At 71.3% G+C, this 19322-nt stretch carries 19 protein-coding genes; 12 read left to right on the top strand and 7 right to left on the bottom strand.

The annotated features are described in order from the left end of the window. Positions 1–31: 31 nt before the first annotated feature. Positions 32–643, top strand: a complete 612-nt coding sequence (locus OG538_RS26405; protein ID WP_406097642.1) for a TetR/AcrR family transcriptional regulator — start codon at positions 32–34, stop codon at positions 641–643. Positions 644–853: 210 nt separating this feature from the next. Here OG538_RS26405 and OG538_RS26400 read toward each other — a convergent pair whose 3' ends face one another. Further along, positions 854–1339, bottom strand: coding sequence for a hypothetical protein (locus OG538_RS26400; RefSeq protein WP_406097641.1), 486 nt, complete (start codon positions 1337–1339; stop codon positions 854–856). A 136-nt stretch (positions 1340–1475) separates the two neighbouring features. Between OG538_RS26400 and OG538_RS26395 the strand changes: the two genes are divergently transcribed. After that, on the top strand, positions 1476–1907 hold the full coding sequence (locus OG538_RS26395) for a hypothetical protein (protein ID WP_406097639.1): 432 nt from the start codon (positions 1476–1478) through the stop codon (positions 1905–1907). A gap of 91 nt (positions 1908–1998) precedes the next feature. Here OG538_RS26395 and OG538_RS26390 read toward each other — a convergent pair whose 3' ends face one another. Then, positions 1999–2268, bottom strand: coding sequence for a hypothetical protein (locus tag OG538_RS26390; protein ID WP_406097637.1), 270 nt, complete (start codon positions 2266–2268; stop codon positions 1999–2001). A 119-nt stretch (positions 2269–2387) separates the two neighbouring features. On the opposite strand from OG538_RS26390, the gene OG538_RS26385 reads away from it, so the two are divergent. Next, positions 2388–2747, top strand: coding sequence for an arsenate reductase family protein (locus OG538_RS26385; RefSeq protein ID WP_406097635.1), 360 nt, complete (start codon positions 2388–2390; stop codon positions 2745–2747). A 31-nt stretch (positions 2748–2778) separates the two neighbouring features. Here OG538_RS26385 and OG538_RS26380 read toward each other — a convergent pair whose 3' ends face one another. Beyond that, a complete protein-coding gene (locus OG538_RS26380; protein ID WP_406097633.1) occupies positions 2779–3687 on the bottom strand; it encodes a Gfo/Idh/MocA family protein in 909 nt (302 codons plus the stop codon). Between the two features lie 211 nt (positions 3688–3898). Here OG538_RS26380 and OG538_RS26375 point away from each other — a divergent pair, with 211 nt between their 5' ends. The 5 genes from OG538_RS26375 (at position 3899) to OG538_RS26355 (ending at position 9617) form a co-directional block, all read left to right on the top strand. Further along, positions 3899–5395 carry a hypothetical protein gene (locus OG538_RS26375; RefSeq protein WP_406097631.1) on the top strand — a complete coding sequence of 499 codons (1497 nt, stop codon included), beginning with the start codon at positions 3899–3901 and terminating at the stop codon, positions 5393–5395. Continuing rightward, entirely contained in the window at positions 5392–6534 is a 1143-nt protein-coding gene (locus OG538_RS26370; RefSeq protein ID WP_406097629.1) for an ARPP-2 domain-containing protein, read from the top strand. Before OG538_RS26375 ends, OG538_RS26370 begins: the two co-directional genes overlap by 4 nt. A gap of 133 nt (positions 6535–6667) precedes the next feature. After that, positions 6668–7702: a glutamine synthetase gene (gene glnII, locus OG538_RS26365; protein ID WP_406097627.1), complete on the top strand. Its 1035-nt coding sequence runs from the start codon at positions 6668–6670 to the stop codon at positions 7700–7702. A gap of 102 nt (positions 7703–7804) precedes the next feature. Beyond that, entirely contained in the window at positions 7805–8716 is a 912-nt protein-coding gene (locus OG538_RS26360) for a DUF6891 domain-containing protein (RefSeq protein WP_406097625.1), read from the top strand. A gap of 292 nt (positions 8717–9008) precedes the next feature. After that, the gene (locus tag OG538_RS26355) at positions 9009–9617 is read left to right on the top strand and encodes a winged helix-turn-helix domain-containing protein (RefSeq protein WP_406097623.1); all 609 of its coding nucleotides are present in this window, start codon (positions 9009–9011) and stop codon (positions 9615–9617) included. A 61-nt stretch (positions 9618–9678) separates the two neighbouring features. Here OG538_RS26355 and OG538_RS26350 read toward each other — a convergent pair whose 3' ends face one another. Next, positions 9679–11802: an MMPL family transporter gene (locus OG538_RS26350; RefSeq protein WP_406097621.1), complete on the bottom strand. Its 2124-nt coding sequence runs from the start codon at positions 11800–11802 to the stop codon at positions 9679–9681. Positions 11803–12086: 284 nt separating this feature from the next. On the opposite strand from OG538_RS26350, the gene OG538_RS26345 reads away from it, so the two are divergent. Next, positions 12087–13355, top strand: a complete 1269-nt coding sequence (locus OG538_RS26345) for a sensor histidine kinase (RefSeq protein WP_406097619.1) — start codon at positions 12087–12089, stop codon at positions 13353–13355. Continuing rightward, positions 13340–13987, top strand: coding sequence for a response regulator transcription factor (locus tag OG538_RS26340; protein WP_359081137.1), 648 nt, complete (start codon positions 13340–13342; stop codon positions 13985–13987). Before OG538_RS26345 ends, OG538_RS26340 begins: the two co-directional genes overlap by 16 nt. 152 nt (positions 13988–14139) lie before the next feature. Here the strand turns inward: OG538_RS26340 and OG538_RS26335 are convergent, their stop codons facing one another. Then, positions 14140–15813: an alpha-L-fucosidase gene (locus OG538_RS26335; RefSeq protein WP_406097617.1), complete on the bottom strand. Its 1674-nt coding sequence runs from the start codon at positions 15811–15813 to the stop codon at positions 14140–14142. A gap of 145 nt (positions 15814–15958) precedes the next feature. Further along, on the bottom strand, positions 15959–16450 hold the full coding sequence (locus tag OG538_RS26330) for a MarR family winged helix-turn-helix transcriptional regulator (RefSeq protein ID WP_406097615.1): 492 nt from the start codon (positions 16448–16450) through the stop codon (positions 15959–15961). A gap of 69 nt (positions 16451–16519) precedes the next feature. Here OG538_RS26330 and OG538_RS26325 point away from each other — a divergent pair, with 69 nt between their 5' ends. Together OG538_RS26325 and OG538_RS26320 are read left to right on the top strand one after the other, a co-directional pair. After that, positions 16520–17065: a carboxymuconolactone decarboxylase family protein gene (locus OG538_RS26325; protein ID WP_406097613.1), complete on the top strand. Its 546-nt coding sequence runs from the start codon at positions 16520–16522 to the stop codon at positions 17063–17065. Between the two features lie 106 nt (positions 17066–17171). Then, on the top strand, positions 17172–18701 hold the full coding sequence (locus OG538_RS26320) for a DUF1996 domain-containing protein (protein ID WP_406097611.1): 1530 nt from the start codon (positions 17172–17174) through the stop codon (positions 18699–18701). A 41-nt stretch (positions 18702–18742) separates the two neighbouring features. Here the strand turns inward: OG538_RS26320 and OG538_RS26315 are convergent, their stop codons facing one another. After that, entirely contained in the window at positions 18743–19210 is a 468-nt protein-coding gene (locus OG538_RS26315) for a hypothetical protein (protein ID WP_406097609.1), read from the bottom strand. Positions 19211–19322 lie beyond the last annotated feature (112 nt).

The following is a 19322-nucleotide window of genomic DNA, read 5'->3' as shown; positions in this document are numbered from 1 at the left end:
CCCCGTCCACCCCGCCAGGAGCCCGCCCCACATGCCGAAGATCAACGCCTCCACCGTCGCCGAGCACCGCGCCCAGCAACGCGAGGCGCTGATCGAGGCAGCGGTCGACATCCTGGTCAACGAGGGCGCCACCGCCGTCACACCGGCGGCGGTCGGCGCCCGCGCGGGCCTGGCCCGCTCCAGCGTCTACCAGTACTTCGATTCCTCGGCAGCCCTCCTGGCCACCATCACAGAGGAAGCCTTCCTGCGCTCCAACGAGGCACTCACCCGCGCCCTGGCCACCGCGAACGGCCCGCTGGAACACGTCGAGGCGTTCTTCAGGGAAAGCCTCCGCCTCGGCGCCGAAGGCGCCCACCGACCCGCCGCCGCCCTCATGGACGCCGGCCTCCATCCCGCCTGCCAACAACGGCTGAGGGAACTCCACCTGGAACAGGTCGAACCGTTCCGGGCCGCCGTCCGGGAGCTCGGCGTTCCCGAGCCCGCGCTCACGGCCGACCTGATCGCCGGGATGCTGCACACCGCCCTGGCCGCGGTCGAGCACGGCGCCCCCCTCGACGCGGTCACCACGCGCACACTCGCCCTCGTGCGCCGCTGCCTCACTCCGGCCGACAGCACGGCTCACGGATCGCGGGCAGGGCACTGAGGCCCTGATCGCCGCCGACGGCACGGCACAGCCCCGCCGGCTTCCGGAATCCTGGGTTCCCGGCGTGCGCACGGGCCGTACCGTCCCGCCCGCCGTACAGCTTCAGGCATGGGACGCCCTCGGTCTCCCACGCCCGGCCGGGTACTCGGCCAACTCCGTCGGCACGTGCCGCGGTCCCGGCACGCGGGTAACGACGGCGAGCCGAGGCGGTCAGTGCCGCACCGCCTCACCGACCTCGACCTTGACGTCCCCGTCGAGCTTGCGGTTGCTGCGGGCCGTGGCGTCCTTGGTCTTCTTGGAACCCACGTCGTCGACCGTCACCACCACCGTGTCGAGCAGATTGCCGCTCGGGTCCTTGAAGTTGATCTGCACGGCGTAGGACTGCGTCGAGCCGGTGCCGTTCGCCACCGTGATCTTCGAGGTGATGCGGCCGTCCTTGTCGGTGACCGGGGCTCCTGCCTTGACGTCGCCGCCCGCGTTCACGCCGTCCTTGATGCTGTTGAGCTTCTCCCCGGCGGCCGCCGTCGCGGAGGCGACCGCATCGGCGCCCCTGGAGGCGGCCGAGGAGGCCGCGGACGCCGCCTTGGACACCGTGCTGGACGCGCTGTCCCCGTCGTCCGAGCACGCCGATGCCGTGATCGCCATCGTCATCGCCACCAGCACCGCGCTCGCGCCCCGTGCGCCTCGCCCTGTCATCGTGCCTCCCAGCAGTCGTCCGTCGCTCCAAGTCAAGGCGTCGGCAGGCCGGGGGCGCACGCGGTGTAGGCCGGACGGGTGAGGGGACGGCGGCCGTGGGGTCGCGGGCGGGGCGCGGACCACCGAGGCTGGGGGGATGAACGAGCAGACACCCGAGACTCGCCCGCCGCCTCCGCGGCGGCGGCTGTGGCCGTGGGTGCTGCTGATGATCCTCGTGCTGCTCGCACTCGCAGCCGGCGCGGTCTCCGCGGTACTGGCCCGCGAGGTCTCGGCGGACAGCTCGCGCACCGTACACGTCCGTTACGAGGTCACCGGCGCCGCCGAGGATGTGACCCTCACGTACAGCACGTGGAAGGGCGAGGAGCTGTCGACCGGGCGGCTGACCCTGCGGAGCCTGCCGTGGGCCGGGGAGCTCGACACCAAGAGCTTCATGAGTGGCGGTTCGTTCGTCGTCAGCCTCGGGAAGTCGGGCGGTGACGTGGCCTGTTCGGTGACGGTCGACGACGGGACCCGCCGCACCGCCACGGCCTCCGGCGCCTTCGCCACCGCCACGTGCAGCGGTTACTGAGGAGCGACCGCGCACCGGTCTCTCCGGGCACCGAGACGCGACCGCGCCCCCGGTCTCCCGGGGGCGCGGCCTTGTGCGGGCGGGCGGTCGGTCAGCGGCCGTAGCGGATGAGTGCGCGAACCATGCGGCAGGTGGTGTCGGACGGCGGGTGGATGCCGAGGCGCTCGGCGGTCGTGCGTATCCGGGCGTTGCTCGCGCTCGACGGGTAGTACACGCCCGTGTCGAGCAGGGCGATCGCCAGGCGCATCGCCTTCAGCCGGCGATTGTGGGAGACGTACCACTCACGGGGACGGCCGGCGGGGAGCGGCTTCTTCTTCAGGGGTGTGTCGAGCGGCTTGGTCGTGACTGCGGCTACGGCCATTGGCAACCTCCTGGCACGGTGGTGGAACCCTCACGAACTACCCTTATTTTACTGCCCCCCACTGACAATCGCCCCTGGCCAGAGGGGTTTTCGGGAGTCCATCGCGTACCTTTGGACCCATGGAGATCTGGATCAATCCCGCCTGTTCCAAGTGCCGCAGCGCACTGACGCTGCTCGACGCGGAGGGCGCCGACTACACCGTCCGCCGCTACCTGGAGGACGTGCCGTCGCCGGACGAGATCCGGGCCGTGCTCGACCGGCTGGGGCTGGAGCCGTGGGACATCACGCGGACGCAGGAGGCGGACGCGAAGGAGCTGGGGCTCAAGGAGTGGCCGCGTGACGCGGATGCGCGGGAGCGCTGGATCACGGCGCTCGCCGAGCATCCGAAGCTCATCCAGCGGCCGATCATCACCGCGCAGGACGGCACGGCCCTGGTGGCCCGCACGGACGAGGCGGTCCGGGACGCGCTGGGGCGCTGACCGGTCCCCCGGCCCGCCGTGCCTCCGCGGCTCAGCCGGCCGCCTGCGCCTCGGCCTCCGCGAGCAGTTCCGTCAGCCGGAGCCCGAACCGTACGTCGCAGGGGTGCGGCTCCCCCGTACGCACCGATTCGATCAGCGCGTCCACCGCTGCGCCGAACGCCCCGGCGGCGCCCTCCCACCGGGGCAGGCCGACGACGCCGTGCTCACCCCTGAGTTCGATCCCCACCCCTGCCGCGGCCACCGGCGCCGCCAGCGTGAGCGTCACCGTGCTGGAGGCCCCGGAGGTGTGGCGCAGCACGAGGTGATGGGTTCCGGCGGGGCCGCGGGCCGCGGTGAGGGCGGTGACGTCGCCGAGCACCGGAATGAGGACGGAGAGCGCGTGCGGACCGACGTCCCACAGGCCGCCCTTCTCCCTGCGCCAGGGGGACGCGGCGTACTCGCTGTCGGCGCCCGGGGCCCACAGGGCGCCGATCCACTGGGCGTGAGCGGTGAACCAACCGCCTGTCGCCTGCTGTTCGGCGATCCAGTCCGCTGTTTCCGGCGCGAACCGCAGCGTGCAGAAGACGATCGAGGCGACCCGGGCCTGCTCCGCCGCCTCGGCCACCTCACGGGCGCCTTCGACGGTCGTGGCCACCGGCTTGTCCATCAGCAGATGGCAGCCTGCCGCCGCGGCCCGGGCGGCCAGGGGTGCCTGGACGTCGGGCGGCAGGGCGAAGGCGACGGCGTCGCTCGCGGCGAAGAGCTCGTCGAGCCCCGCCTCACCCGTGTACGCCGTGGTGCCGTGCACGGCGGCCAGTTCCTCGGCCGCCTCGGCCCGCTGGCCCCACACCCCGCTCAGCACGGCGCCCGGGTGGGCGGCGAGGGCGGGGGCGTGGGTGATGCGGGCCCAGGGGCCCGTGCCGACCAGGCCGATACGCAGCGGTGTCACGGGTGTCGTCATGGGAACAGTGTGCCCGGTGCGTCGTTGTGGGCGTTCGAATCAGGTGGCGGGGCATGCGAGGAGGTCGTTATGTTGGCGGGGCCGGCCGCGGGACTCCGGTGCGACTTCCGGGACTTGCCTCTGAAGCAAACATTTCGCTGCTCGCGCCCTCATTCCCCGGCCGGCTTCCGCATGTGCGTGCCGCCGCGCGGAACACCACGGGGGATGCATCATGACGACCGAGACCCAGGCCGACCTGGTTGCCGCCGAGGACGTGCTCCTCTTCTTCAACGCGGCGGTCACCGCGACGGGCCAGCGCGAGTTCCGCTCGGAGGCGTACCGACAGCGGCTCTCGCTGGACTTCCTGCACGAGTACGTACGGGTCAACTACCGCCGGTTGTACGCCGCGGCGCTCGCCCTGGACATCAACGACCACAACGCCGTGCGCATCGTGCACGGCCTGCTGGAACACGCCGGTGACGCCTCCGTGGAGGAGAAGCACACCGAGGGCCGGCTCATCGCCGCCCGGCTGGCCGGACTGCCGCCGCAGCGGGTGTACCGGCTGTTCCGGGGGCTGCGCGGCGCCAAGGTCAACAACCGGCGCACCCGCGCGATCATGCGGGACTGGCTGGCCGGGCGTCCGGATCCGGCGCACGACGCGGTCAAGTACCGCGCGGGGCTGAAGACCGCGGTCCGCCACGCCCATCTCCGGCTGAACGACGGCGACGTCGTGCCGGGCCGGGCCCCGGGCGATCCGCGCGACACCGAGCTGGGAGCCTTCCTCTTCCGGCCGGGACGGTTGCCGCGCTACCGGCACCGGCTGCTCGACGCCTGGCGTCGAGCCCACTACGAGCAGGGCGCCGTCGACGAGCTGCCCTTCACCGTCGCCGAGGGTTTCGCCGCCCGTCACGGCATGGAGCGCGAGGCGTTCCTGGAGCGGATGGTGCCCCGGATGACCCGCCTGGAGCGGCTGCGTACCCAGGGGCAGCGCGGTGGGGCCGCTCCTGCGGGGGTGGTGGCGGATGTCGATCTGACCGTGATGCCGCTCACCCGGCTCGCGCTGTACGTCCTGACGCTCGACTCCGAGGCGCGGGCGCGCGACCGTGCGGAGCTGAGCACCGCCCTGCGCGCTGCTGCCCGCCGGGCGGCGGGGCCGCTTGCGGGGAGCTGGGGGCGGGTCGCCGCCGTGCTCGACGACAGCTACTCGTCGTCGGGTTCGGGCGAGAAGCGGCGTCGTCCGCTTGCCGTGGCGCTGGCATGCCACTTCCTGCTGGAGGTGCTCGCCGCGCCCGGCGCGTACACCCCGCTGTGGACCACCGGTGCGAAGGACCCGCTGCTGGTCAGGCCGTGGGGGCCGACCCCTCTCGGCATCCGCGTGCTGGACGCCCTGGAGCATGGCCCGGACCGGCTGGTCATCGTCTCGGACGGCTGGGACAACGCCCCACCGGGGCTGGCCGGCGAGGTGTTGCGGGTGTGGCGGACCCGGCTCGATCCGGACCGGCGCACCGCGGTGGTCCACCTGAACCCTGTATACGACGCGGACGGTTTCGACGTCCGGCGGCTGTCGCCGAGCGTGCCCACGGCCGGGATCCGGGACGCGGAGGATCTGGCCGCGCTGGTGGAGATCGCGCAGTTCTCCGAGGGCCGCACCGGCCCCGCGGAGCTGTACGCGTACCTGGACCGGCAGGTCGCCCGGTACGTCGACGACCCGTCGGGGGGACCGCGGTGACCAGGCTCGAACTGACCGGGCTCACCGCCCGGCCGTCGCAGGTGTGGGGCGGCGTCCGGCTGGTGCCGCTGGTACGCGACAAGCCCGTCGAGGGGCTGCGGCTGCACCGGGAGGTGTACGGGGGATACGGGGCCGGCACGGTGGAGGTGGGCCCGCGCACGCACTACACCTCGTACATCCCGCATGGATTCGTCGCGGACTGGACGGGTGAGGGGACCAGCACCGCCGCGTACGGAACGCAGCTGGCGACCACGGGCGGGCGCGGCACGCAGAGCGCCCCGCCCAGGACGCTCGCCCTGCCGCGCCACCGGCACCACCGCCTGGCCAAGCGGCAGCCCGGGAACCGGCTGCGCTTCCTGCCGCTGCATCTCGCGATGGAGGGCTATCTGGCGCTGCACTTCGGCGGGCCCTCGACCGCCTGGGAGGAGTGGTCGCGCCAGGCGCTGCGGGACGGGCTGTCGCCGCGCGCGGAGGACGCGTACCTGGGCTGGACGGTGCGCGGGCTCGGCGACGCGCTGCGGGCGTTCGAGATCCATCCCGGCCAGTGCGGAGTGATGGTCTACACGGCCGACGCGCTCGCCGCCGCGTTCGTCGTGCCGCACCCCGGCGACTACCGCCTGCTGCACCCGACCCTCATCCAGGACCTGTACGGGGAGCTGGTCCACCAGTACGCGTTGTACGGCGCACCGGTGACGGACTTCGGGGCGCGGATCCCGGACGGGCCGCACCTGCGGACGCTCACGGCTCTTCGGGCGGCCGCGCTGCGTCAGGAGCGGCAGTGGAGCGAGGCTCACGACACCCTCTTCGCGCGGGAGTTGCTGGACACCTCGTACGGCTTCGACAGGGTCTACCGGATGGGATCGTTCACGCTGTCCCGGTTCCTGCCTCCGTTCCTGCGCAACCGGGCTGGTCAGCACATCGGCGAGACGATCACCGATCACAAGGGCCGGGTCGCCTACCTGAAGACGTTCCGGCTGTCGGAGGCGCAGATCCGGCGGGGGCACCTGTTGCAACGGCTCGCCGACGCGGACTGGCTGCTCTCCCGGGCGGCCAGGGAGCTCGGCACCAGCCAGGACGAGCTGATGCGCCGGATCCGGGCTGCCGGCTTCGCGTCCCTGCTCCGGGACCGCAGCCGGTAGCCCCCCCCTTCTCCGGTCGGTCTTACGCAGGAAACCTCGGTAACACGGGGTTCACACGAGGGCAACGGTCGGGAAATCGCGTCTTGCGAAGCTGCGCTGCATAGACCGCAGCACCCGCAAAGGATGGGCTTCCGTGACGTTCAAGGCTGAGTACATCTGGATCGACGGCACCGAGCCGACCGCCAAGCTCCGTTCCAAGACCAAGATCATGCCCGGTACCCCGTCGTCCGACGTGGCGGAGCTGCCCATCTGGGGCTTCGACGGGTCGAGCACCAACCAGGCCGAGGGTCACGCCTCGGACCGGGTGCTGAAGCCCGTCTTCACCTGCCCGGACCCGATCCGCGGCGGTGACGACGTCCTGGTCCTGTGCGAGGTCTTCAACATCGACATGACTCCGCACGAGTCCAACACGCGGGCGTCGCTGCGCCCGGTCGCCGAGCGGTTCGGCGCCCAGGAGCCGGTCTTCGGCATCGAGCAGGAGTACACCTTCTTCGACGGCCACCGTCCGCTCGGTTTCCCCGAGGGCGGCTTCCCCGCCGCGCAGGGCGGCTACTACTGCGGCGTCGGCGCGGACGAGATCTTCGGCCGCGACATCGTCGAGAAGCACCTCGACAACTGCCTGAAGGCGGGCCTCGCCATCTCCGGCATCAACGCCGAGGTCATGCCCGGTCAGTGGGAGTTCCAGGTCGGTCCGGTCTCCCCGCTGGAGGTCTCCGACCAGCTGTGGATCGCCCGCTGGCTGCTCTACCGCACCGCCGAGGACTTCAACGTCTCCGCGACCCTCGACCCGAAGCCGGTCAAGGGCGACTGGAACGGCGCGGGCGCACACACCAACTTCTCCACCAAGGCGATGCGCGAGGGCTACGACGCGATCATCACCGCGTGCGAGTCGCTGGGCGAGGGCTCGAAGCCGATGGACCACGTCAAGAACTACGGCGCGGGCATCGACGACCGGCTGACGGGCCTGCACGAGACCGCCCCGTGGAACGAGTACAGCTACGGCGTCTCCAACCGCGGCGCCTCGGTCCGTATCCCGTGGCAGGTCGAGCAGGACCAGAAGGGCTACATCGAGGACCGTCGCCCGAACGCCAACGTCGACCCGTACGTCGTCACCCGGCTGATCGTCGACACCTGCTGCACCGCGCTGGAGAAGGCCGACCAGGTCTGATCCCGCGGCAACACCCGTACGAACAGGCGCCCACCGGCACGTCCGGTGGGCGCCCCTTCGTGTGCCCGGGGCCCTGTCAGTGCGGTGTGCCAGGCTGGTCGCATGCTCGACATCAAGATCGTGACCGAGAACCAGCAGACGCACACCCGTCCCCAGGACCAGGAGTTCGGCGACCTGGTGCACAGGATCGGCATGGCCGGCGACCGCTTCCTGGTCGTGCAGCGGATACCGGATATCCCGGGCACGTTCATCCAGGTGTGGCACGAGGTCGACGGGGCGTACGACGTGGAGCACCGCACCGGCGGAGCGGCCACCCATGTCCGCACCCTCGTCGAGACACCCGAACAGGTCGCCGCGCTGATGGCCCGCTGGGCCCGCCAGGAGCCCGGGTGGGACGCGGGCATCGTCTGGGAGAGCCTGGGCCTGCCGGAGCCGGAGCCCGTGCCGGAGCCGGCTCCGGAAATCCGCGAGCAGTTGGAGGAGCGCGTACGGGAGTTGCTCCGCGGCGGGTACGGCGGTGTGGCGGAGCTCGCCGAGTCGGCCGAGGACTACCTGGTGAAGGACGGCGTGCATCCGGTCACCCTGGCGCAGGCGCGGCAGTTGGTGGAGCGGCTGTGGCTGGAGCGTGTCGAGGAGCAGCAGCTGTGGTCGGACGTGACCGGTGCGGACCGGGTGGAGCGCGCGTTCGCTCTCCTGGACGGGCGCGGAATCACTGCCCGGGAGCATTTCGCGTGCTGCCGGTCGTGCGGGCTCGCCGAGATCCACGCCGAAGGGCGGGAGGACGCACGGGGCTTCGTCTTCTTCCACCTGCAGGGTACGGAGAGCGCAGCGGCCGGGCACGGACTGACGTTGTACTACGGCGGGTTCGACGGGTCCGCGGAGACGACGGCCGCGGTGGGCCGCGAGGTCGTGGCCGTGCTGGGAGAAGCCGGACTGACCGTGGAGTGGGACGGCTCGCCGGACCAGGCGATCGAACTGCCGGGCCTGGACTGGCGCAAGAGACTGGTGGGCTGAGGGCGAGGGTGCCGGTCCGAGGCAGAGCATCCGTATCGACGGGTGAGAGAGGTCTGCTCCCCCGCCCTGTTCTCTGGTTCAATGGGGACATGGCCAGCATCCAGCACACCTCGACAGGTCGCAGCGACCTCGAGCCGTTCTGGCCTTCCCGTCAGCATCACGACTTCGACCGGGTGTGTTGCCGCGCGTGGAACGCGCGGGCCCTCTAACACCGCTCACCCCGGTCTTCGGTCCTCGCGCACGAAGCAAGTCCGTCCACAGACGACTCCCTCGCGCGAAAGAGCTGACCCTCATGGCGAACACCCGTATCTTCTCCGCCGCCACAGCCGCCACCGCGGCGCCGTCGGCGACCGCTGCGACCGCCTCCTCCCGCCCTCCCTCCCCCAACCGCCACCGGCTGCGGGCCGTGGCCCCGGACGAGGTCGTCCGGACGGCCGACGTCTCCGCGTTCCTGACTCCGGGCGCCACCTGGCTGCCCGCACCCCAGCACACCCTGCCGGCGCTGCCGGGCCGGCCGCCGATGGTCGGCTATCTGGTGCTCGTCCCCGCCGACCAGCAGCCGGCCATCGCGGCCGCTGCCGCCCAGTACGTGGTGCCCGAGGTGCTGGAGGACGCCGGGGCCGGGCCGGTGCGGATCGATTCCGTCCAGCGCACGGCCGCGGTGAACGGGAACACCCTCGACCTCACCTACCTCGAGTTCGAGCTGCTCGCCCATCTGGTGACGCACCCCCACCGGGTGCACAGTCGCGACCAGTTGGTGACGACCGTCTGGGGATACGGGCACGTGGGCGACGGGCGCACCGTCGACGTCCACATCGCCCGGCTGCGCCGCAAGCTGGGCGCCGAGCACCGCCGGTCGATCCAGACGGTGCGGCGCGTCGGATACAAGTACACGCCCTGACCGCGGAAGGGGTCCCGGATGCGGTACGTACCGCATCCGGGACCCCTTCGTCCGTACAGGTTCAGCCCTGCATCGCCGGGGCTGCCGCGGGGGTGGGCTCCGGCTCGCCGTGATCCAGCTCCGGCAGGCGCCGCAGGCCTCGCGGGGTGCGCCAGTTCCGCTCGCCCAGCAGTGCCATCACGGAGGGGAGCAGGACCATCCGTACGATCGTGGCGTCCAGCAGCACCGCGACGGCCAGCCCTACGCCCATCTGCTGCATGTCCTGCATCGACAGCGTCCCGAAGACCGCGAACACCGCCACCATGATCACGGCCGCGCCGGTGACCGCACCGGCCGTGCGCCGGATGCCTTCGTCGATCGCGGCCCGGTTGGAGAGACCGCGTTGGCGCGCCTCGCGGATCCGGGAGACCACGAAGACGTGGTAGTCCATCGAGAGCCCGAACAGGACGACGAGGACGAACAGCGGCATCCAGGACTCGATCGCGCCGACCCCCTCCGAGCCGATCAGCGAGGCGCCCCAGCCGTGCTGGAACACGGCGGTCATCACTCCGTAGGCGGCGGCCACGGAGAGCAGGTTGAGCAGGATCGACGTCACGGCGATGACGTAACTGCGGAAGCAGAACAGCATCAGCAGGAAGGTCACCGCGGTGATGAAGAGGAAGACAGGTGCGATACCGCGCTTGAGCTGGTCGTTGAAGTCGACGGAACCGGCCACCTCACCGGTGACATGGACGCGGGCGCCCGTGCCGTCGAACGCGGCCGGCAGCCGGTCCTCCCGCAGTTCGGACAGGCCGGCCTTGCCGCCGGGCAGCGGTACCTCGATCTCCGCGACGTTCTGCGCCCGGTGGACGGTCACCTTGTCGAAGCCGGCGAGCGCCTTGCGTACGGCGGGTGCCTCGATGTCGTCCGCCTCGACGACCACCTGGGCCGGGGCGGGGCCGCCGGGGAAGGTCTCGTTGATGTGCCGGTAGGCGACGGACAGCGCGGAGTCCGACCCGAACTGCTTCTCCAGGCCCAGCGACTCGGTCTTCATGCCGAGGGCCGGTGCGGCGAGCACCAGCAGGACCACGACCGAGGCGGCGGCGAAGAACTTCGGCTTGGACAGGACGGGGCGCAGCAGCTTGCCGGCGATCCGGCCGCTCTCCTTCTTGCCGCGCTTGTTGCGGCGGTTCAGCAACGGCACGCGTCCGGCGTCGATCCGGTCGCCCAGCCAGGAGAGCAGTGCGGGCAGGACCGTCACGGAGCCCATCATGGCGATGAAGACGACGATGATCGTGGCGAGGGCGAAGCCCTTGAACAGCAGCAGTCCGGACAGGAACATGCCGGCCATCGCGACCATGACGGTCAGCCCCGACACGAGCACGGACCGGCCACTGGTCGCCGCGGCGATCCGCAGTGCCGTCTCGGCGTCGCGTCCCGCGGCCCGCTCGTCGCGCTCGCGGCGCAGGTAGAAGAGGCAGTAGTCGACGCCGACGGCGAAGCCCATCAGGAACATCACGGAGTACGTGGTCTGGAAGAGGTGCAGTTGGTGACTGGCGAGCGAGAGCAGTCCGAAGGCCGCCATGCACGCGGTCAGGGCGAGTCCTACGGGCAGCAGGGCCGCGACGACGGCCCCGAAGGCGACCAGCAGGATGCCGAGCGCCAGGGGTACGGCGGTGAACTCGGCCTTCTTGAAGTCCTCGGAGAGCAGGTCACCGAGCCACTTTCCCGCGCTGGCCTCGCCGAACTGGTGGACGGTGACGTCCTTCCGGTTCTCCTGGACCCCGGCCACGGCGTCGAGGACGGGCTGCACCCGGTCGGCGGAGGTGGCCGCGTCCCCCTTCATCTCGAAGGTGATCAGCGCGTCCTTGCCGTCCTTGGACGGGACCGGAGCCGCGAGGTCCGTCACCTCGCCGGTCCCGCCGATGGCCGCGGACAGCTCTCCCGCAGCCGTCCGCCAGCCGCCGGGGGTGGTCGACGACACCATGACGAGCTCGCCCGCGCGGTGGCCGAGGCCGGCGTCCAGGAGGATCTGCTCGGCGCGTGCCGAGTCACCGGCGCCGTTCTCCGCGTTGGTCATCTCGACCATTCCCGATGCGCCGCCGATCCCCGCGGCGAGTACGACGAAGAGCAGCCAGCCGAGAATGGCCGTCTTGCGATGGTGTGCGCTCCACACACCGATACGTGCCGCGAGATTACGCCTCATGGCGTTGTTCGCCCCCTGATGTAGACGTCGGACCGGACACCTCCGAATCTAGGAATCCGGCGGCCGCCGCCCCAGCCGCCGAAGCCCCCACTCGGCGCGACGTAGGGCCAGGTCCAAGGGGTGGTGCTAGGTACACCCCCGCCCGGTGGCGAGACGGCTGACGCGCGGGGTCTCCTTCGGGTCAGACTGTGGCGGACCGGGGCCGGCACGACGGCTCCGCCAGGGTCTGTCCGGGGGTTCAGGGTCGGGACAGGCGCCGGCTCGGCGAGGGAAGAGGGATCAGGATGAACGCGAAACGGGGCCGGGTCAGGGCCGCACTGCTGGCGGCGGGACGTGGGCTGGTGCTGTCGGTCGCCTCGATGGCGGGGTCGGTCACCCTGTTCGTGCTGACGGTGCTCTCCATCGCCTTCATCCCGTTGGGCATCGGGCTCGTCACCACCCCCGGGGTGCTGACGGCGGTCCGCAAGCACGCCAACCAGCGCCGGTTGTTGGCCGTGACCTGGGCGGACGTCCGCATCCCCGTTCCGTACCGGCCCCTGCCGAAGGGCGTGCGGAGCGGGTTCACCGGGCAGGTGGAGCGGACCACGGTGATGCTGAAGGATCCGGCGACCTGGCGGGACATCCAGTGGATGCTGGTCGACATGACCGCCGGTTACGTGGTGGCGGTCCTGGCGGCGGCGCTGATGATCTACCCGGTCGAGGGTTTCGTCCTGGCGGCGGGACTGTGGCGGGCCTTCACGGACGACCGGTACTGGTACGCGTTCGTGCCCGTGGACAGCCAGGCGACGGGGCTGGCCGCCGCCGCGCTCGGAGTGGCACTCTTCGCGACCGGTGTGGTCCTGAGCGAGCGGCTGCTGCGGGCGCACTTCGTGATCGCCCGCTCGGTGCTGGCCCCCACCCATGAGCAGGAACTGGCTCTGCGCATCGACCGGCTGACCGAGACCCGGCACGAGGCGGTCGACACCGCCGCCTCGGAGCTGCGGCGCATCGAGCGGGATCTGCACGACGGTGCGCAGGCCCGGCTGGTCGCCATGGGCATGAACCTCGGCACCATCGAGGCGCTGATCGAGAAGGACCCGGCGCAGGCCAAGAAGCTCCTGGCGACGGCCCGTGCGTCCTCGGCCGAGGCGCTGACCGAGCTGCGGGATCTCGTACGGGGAATCCACCCGCCGGTGCTCGCCGAGCGCGGTCTCGGGGACGCTGTGAGGGCGCTGGCGCTGCGGATGCCGATCCCGTCGGAGGTGGACGTGGAGCTGGACGGCCGGGCCGAGGCCCCGGTCGAGTCGGCGGCGTACTTCGCGGTCAGCGAGGCGCTGACGAACGCGGCGAAGCACTCCGGCGCGGATCGCATCTGGGTGGACCTGCACCACGTCGACGGCATGATGCGGATCACGGTCACGGACAACGGGAAGGGCGGCGCGGTGGCCCGAGGAGGCTCCGGGCTGAGCGGCATCGAACGCCGACTCGGTACATTCGACGGCATCATGGCCGTCAGCAGCCCCGCCGGCGGTCCCACCATGGTGACCATGGAGATCCCTTGCGAGTTGTCCTAGCCGAAGATCTCTTCCTGTTGCGCGACGGCCTGGTGCGCATGCTGGAGGCGTACGACTTCGAGATCGCGGCCGCCGTCGAGACGGGTCCCGAACTCACCCGGGCCCTCGCTGAGTTGAAGCCGGACGTGGCCGTGGTCGACGTCCGGCTTCCGCCGTCCCACACGGACGAGGGCCTCCAGTGCGCCCTGGCGGCGCGGCGGGCCAGGCCGGGACTGCCGGTCCTCGTACTCTCCCAGCACGTCGAGCAGTTGTACGCGCGCGAGCTGCTGGCGGACGGGAACGGGGCGATCGGGTACCTGCTCAAGGACCGGGTCTTCGACGCCGACCAGTTCATCGACGCGGTGCGCCGGGTCGCGGCGGGCGGCACGGCGATGGACCCGCAGGTGATCTCGCAGCTGCTGTCGCGGCGCGCGCAGGACAAGCCGATGGGGGGACTGACGCCGCGGGAGCGGGAGGTCATGGAGCTGATGGCCCAGGGCCGTTCGAACGCGGCGATCGCCTCGCAGATGGTGATCACGGAGCGGGCGGTGGCCAAGCACACGTCGAACATCTTCGGGAAGCTCGGCCTGCCGCCCTCCGACGACGACAACCGCCGCGTTCTCGCGGTGCTCGCGTATCTGGACCAGGGATAGGCCAGGGCGCGGTGCGCGCACCCGGACGGGGTCGCGGCGGGGCGCGCGTCCGGACCGGGTCGGAGCGGGGGCGCGCGTCCGGACCGGGTCGGAGCGGGGGCGCGCGTCCGGACCGGGTCAGGGCCGGTCCGGACGCGCGGTCTCGGGGCCGGTCAGGAGCCGGCCGGCGGGGTGGACAGGTGCAGCGTCGTGGCGCCCAGGTGCGGCTTCGCCCGGGATTCCAGCACCTTGACGCGAACCGCGGTGGCCGTGACGGCCGTGGGGAGCGGAAGGATGCGCTCGTGGCCGATGGTGGTGCCCTCGGCGATCCGCTGCCAGACTCCGCCGATCCGGGCCTCCACGGCGAACTTCTCGACCCGCTGACCGTGCCGGATGTCCTCACGGACCGCCACGCGGTCGAAGGTGTACGGGGCCGGGCCCTGGGCGCGTACGTCGGTGCCGTAGACCCGGCGCACGTCGTTTCCGAAGGCGGTCAGGGACGCGACGTCCGCCTCGGCGATCCGGCCGTCGGGCGCGGGCGGGACGTTGAGCAGGAGCGAGGCGTTGCGGCCGACGCTCTTCTCGTACAGGTTCATCAACTGCGCCGCGGTCTTGGGCTGTTCGTTCCGGTGGTAGAACCAGCCGGGCCGGTTGGAGACATCGGCCTCGGTCGGATACCACTGGAGGTAGTGGACGTCCGGGCCGAGGAGCTCGGCCCGGGAGCCGATGTCGGGGTCGGTCGAGTCGTTGGGAAGACTGCCGAGGCCCGTCCACGGGTCGGTGGCGTGCGGGGTGACGCTCCACTCGGTCTCCCGGGCGGTGCCGGACTCGTTGCCGACCCAGCGCACGCCCTGCGGGCCCTGGAAGACGACGGTGTTCGGCGAGAGCGCCTTGACCATGTCGAACCACTGCTTGACGTCGTACTTCTGCGTGATGCCGGAGCCCGACCACGGGTTGGCGCCGTCGAGCCAGAGTTCCTCGACGGGGCCGTACTGGGTGAAGATCTCGTACAGCTGGTTGAGGTAGTACGCGTCGTAGTCGTCGGCCCGCACCTTGAAGGTGGGCAGCTCGCCGCTCCTCACGCGGTCGGCACGGTCGTCACCGGGGACGAGGGTGGGAATCGTGCGCTCGGTGACGGCGCTGCCGTTGCCGAAGCGGCCCTGACCGGCGGGGGCGCGGTCGCCGTCCGCCAGCGCCATCCGCTCGGGCAGGCTCAGCGGCTTGCCCTCCGCCTGCTTGGCACGGATCTTCTCGACCCACTCGGCGTGCCAGGCGTGCGGGAGTTCAGCGCCGTCGGAGGGCGAGAGGTAGAGGCCGACCTTCAGCCCCGCCTTGCGGGCGGCCTTCACGTAGGCGGCGACGACGTCGGGGCTGCCGGGACTGAGGGCGACCGAGTGGTCGGTGTAACGGCTCGGGTAGAGGACGAAGCCGTCGTGGTGCTTGACGGTGAGCATGACCTGCTCGACGCCGGCCGCCTTGTAGGCGCGCATCCACTGGTCTGCGTCGATGCTCTTCGGCGCGAAGAGCTTTTCGTCCTCCGTGCCGGAACCCCACTCACGGTCGGTGAAGGTGTTCATCCCGAAGTGCGTGAAGGCGGTAACCTCCCGCTGCTGCCAGGCCAGCTGTCCCGTGGTGGGGACGATGTTCGCCGCCTTCTCGATGATCCGTTCGGGACTGTCGCACGCCTCGACCGCCATCTGCGACGCGGGTCTCACGGGCGCAGTGCACGGGGCGGCGGGCGACGCGGACCGCTGGGGCGTGGTCTGCTGCGCCGTGGCCTGTACGGGGACGAGCGCGGCGGCCGCCGCCAACGCGACCGCGCTGAGCACATGAGTGCGTCGTGCCATGGTTCCCTCGCCTTCACGACCACAAGTGGTCGGATCTATCGAGTGCCGACGCGTGCATGCTGCCCCATGGAGCAGTTCCCGGGAAGGGTGCGCGCTCCATACGTCCTATCTCTCGTGTGTAAAGTCCAAGCCCGCACCCGCCCGTTCAGCCGTTGAACCAGGCGGCCATATCGAGCCGGAAGGCGTCCGGGGCAACCACGGTGCGCAGGTCGGCCTCCATGGCACGGACCCGCTCGGCCCCGAGCACCCGCATCCACTCGGCGCGCAGCCGGTCGAAGCCCTCGGAGGACCGCACCAGCATGTCGATCCCGCGCGGGGACAGCCGGACCAGTTTGCGGCGGCCGTCCTTCGGGTCGTCGACGCGCTCGACGTACCCGAGGCCTTCGAGCTTCTCGACGGTCTTGCCGGCGGCCTGCTTGGACACCCCCAGCCGCCGCCCGATCTCCCCCGCGGTCGACCCGTCCCGGCCCACCGCCTGAAGCGCGTACCCGTACGCGGGACTCATGCCGGGATGGCCGTGCTCGGCCAGTTCGCGGTGCAACGCATCGATGATCGAACGGAATCCGGCGAAGAGCAGAACGGGCAGTTCGAAGCCCGCCCCGGCCTCGGCGGGGACGTCGTCCGCACGCTCAGCCATTGCGAAACTCGACAATCTGGTTTACCTTTTCGTCAATCACGTTGTCGAGTTTATCGCGAGAGGCCACTCATGTCCGCCACCGCATTTCCCGATCACACCCTCGAATCCGCCCCCGCCGCCGCCCGCCCCACCATGGCGGCCGTGACCCGGAAGCAGGGCTATCTCCCCGTCGCTGTCGCCCGGCTGGCCACGGCGCCGGAACTGCTCGACGGCTTCATGAAGACCAGTGCGCTCTTCGAGTCGACGACCCTGGCCCCGCTCGCCCGGGAGACCCTGGTCATGACGGTCGCCGCCCGCAACGGCTGCCACCTCTGCGTGGCCATGCACACCGCGAAGCTCACCGCCCTCGGAGCCGACGCCGCCCTCATCGCCGCGCTGCGCGACGGGAGCCCGCTGCCGGACGAACGTCTGGAGGCGGTACGGCAGTTCACCCTGGCCGTCATCGCGGCGAGCGGGGCGGTCGACGAAAGCTCGCTCCAGTCGTTCCTGGCGCACGGATACACCTCCCGCAACGCTTTGGAGGTGGTCCTGGGCATCGGCGCCTACACCATGTCGACTCTGGCCAACCGGCTCACGGACGCGCCGATCGACGCCCAACTCGCACAGTTCGCCTGACGGGTGAATTCAGCGAGCCCATCCCCTCGTTGAACGGAACGTGCGCCCGCCCCGTATGGAACGTCACGCTTCTCCCCCGCGAAGCCTGAGGAGTCCGAGGAGTTCCATGGGACGCACATCGCGCAAGAAACGCTCCACCCTGGCCAACCGGGCGATCATCGCCTCGGCCGCACTGATCCTGGGCGGGGGTGGGCTGGCGGCGGTCAACGTCTACGCCTCTGCGGGCGAGGGGTCGTCCGGCCCCGCGCACGGCCGGAACTGGCAGCCGGCTCGCCAGGCCTCCACCATCGACTGCCCCGAGGTGGTCAACGAGATCCCCGAGGTACCCGATCCGGCCCGGGCCGAGGTCGACCGCGAGCTGGCGGCCATGGACACCCAGATCACCGATGCCTACCGACAGTTCGCCGACCGCCGGGACCGGATGGCCCGTGACCCGCAGCTCGCCCAGAACGCCGTGCTCGGCCCGTTGAAGGCCCGGCGCACCGCCAGCATCGACCGCATCGCGACCGCGATCGGCCGCAGCGCTCAGCGCCCGGAGGGCCTCGGCTCGCTGGCCCCGTGCAGTCTGCGCGCGGACGACGAGGCGGACGACCCCACGGACGACGGTTCCGGCGGCGGCGGAGACGACCACGGCAACGGGGACGGCCAGGGCGACGGCGGAGACAGTCAAGGCCAGGACAACCAGGGCCAGGGCCAGGACGACGGCGGAGACGACCAGGACGAGGGCGGCCAGGACCAGGGCCAGGAGGGCAACGGCCCCGAGGACTCCGACTTCGTCGACATCCGGTCCGTCCAGCCGAACGGAGACAAGCCGGCCCGGCGGCGCGGCGCCTCACGCGGCACCTTCACCACCGAGTGCGGGCGGAACCAGAACGGGAAGTTCAACCCGGACAACGTCATCGCCGCCCCCGGCGTCGCCAACGGCGCTCATCACATGCACGACTACGTCGGCAACCAGGCCACGGACGCGTTCTCCGGCGACGACGACCTCGCGGCCGGTGACACCACCTGCCGCAACCAGGGCGACCGGTCCACGTACTACTGGCCGGTGCTCCGCCTGCGGAACGGGGCGGCGGAGAACGACGCCGACGCCGACGGCGGAGGCAGGGACCAGAACGTCGGGGAGATCCAGACCCCGTCCCAGGTCACGCTGAAGTTCATCGGGAACCCCACCGGGAAGGTCGCGGCCATGCCGCGCTTCCTGCGCATCATCACCGGCGACGCCAAGGCGTTCACCAACGGCGACGCCAACGCCAACGCCTCCTGGAGCTGCACCGGGTTCGAGGACCGGCAGCTCAAGGACAAGTACCCGATCTGCCCGGAGGGCAGTCAGGTCGTCCGGTCCTTCGCCTTCCAGAGCTGCTGGGACGGGCAGAACACCGACAGCGCGAACCACCGCACCCATGTGGCGTTCACGCAGGACGACGGGAGGTGCCCGAACGGCTTCCGGGCCATTCCGCAACTGGTCCAGCGCATCGTGTACGACGTGCCGCCGGGGCCCGGGTTCGCCGTCGACTCCTTCCCGGAGCAGCTGCACAAGCCCGTCACCGACCACGGTGACTTCATCAACGTCTTCGACGACAGGCTGATGCGGAAGGCGGTGAGCTGCATCAACGACGGGCGCAAGTGCCGCTGAGGGCCACCTCGGCGGCGTGCCGCCCCCACACACCTGCGCGGTCAGCTTCCGCGGTGACCGGAGTGTCCAGCCTCGTTCCCCCCATTGCCGCCACTTCCCGAGTGGTGCGGCGAGGCGCTCTCCACCGTCCCGCCGAGGCGGCCGCGCAGTGCCGCGATCACCTTGGCGTCCGAGACGGCGACCCACCGGCGGCCGACCAGGTACGAACCTCCGTAGTCGTTGGCCTCGTTGATCCACTCCCGCTGGCCGCGGTCGGTGGCGAAGGTGGCCAGCACGTAACGCCCGTCGTCGGTTGCGCAGTTGGCCTGGCGCAGCTCCTGGGCGTCGGTCTGCAGCCTCGGCTCGCACCGCGCCTGCGCGGCGAGCTCCTCCAGCGTGCCGGTGGCGGTCGGCGGGATTCCGTTCCCGTCGCCGCCACCGCCGCACGCAGCGAGCAGCACCAGGCCCGCGACGACGGCCGCGCACCGCACACCCCGCGACGCCCGCCGCCCACCGTTCCGCTTCACCATGCGGCCATCGTGCCGCTTCGGGAGGCCTCCCGGCAGCCGAACGGGAGAAGGGCCGTGGGGGGATGGATCTCCGCGGCGCGCCCGGGCAGGACGGGCGCGAAGGCCTGCCCGG

It is taken from the genome of Streptomyces sp. NBC_01013 (assembly GCF_045162765.1).
Taxonomy (GTDB): domain Bacteria; phylum Actinomycetota; class Actinomycetes; order Streptomycetales; family Streptomycetaceae; genus Streptomyces.
The sequence above is the reverse complement of the archived record's forward strand: the minus strand, read 5'-3'. Positions and strand labels throughout refer to the sequence as shown.